Raw genomic sequence first — 309 nt, 5'->3', positions numbered from 1 at the left:
AGTTTTACTACTACTTAAATTCTACAAGAGAATAAAAATAGTGAATCAATTATCCCGTCGGATAACTAATTCACTATTTAGCTTAGAATGTTTACTATGTCTAAATTAACTAAAAAGGATAAAATTCATATTTTTGAAGAATGGATTTTAGAAAATAAACGTGGAACGTACTTAAGTAAGAAATATGGTATCAGAAGAGAAAAGGTAAACTATCTAATAAATTTAATTAAAATTCATGGCTTATCAGTACTTGATAAATCTTATACGCATTACTCAAAAGAGTATAAAGAACATGCCATAAAAAGAGTG

1 pseudogene is annotated in these 309 nt (G+C 25.9%); it reads left to right on the top strand.

The features are described 5' to 3' along the window. Positions 1-96: 96 nt before the first annotated feature. A pseudogene (locus tag WS44_RS09695) lies at positions 97-309 on the top strand (IS3 family transposase); the annotation flags it as partial.

The organism is Lactobacillus sp. N54.MGS-719 (assembly GCF_000980505.1).
Classification (GTDB): Bacteria; Bacillota; Bacilli; order Lactobacillales; family Lactobacillaceae; genus Lactobacillus; species Lactobacillus amylovorus.
Note: the sequence above shows the minus strand (reverse complement) of the source record. Positions and strands in the feature narration are given on the sequence as shown.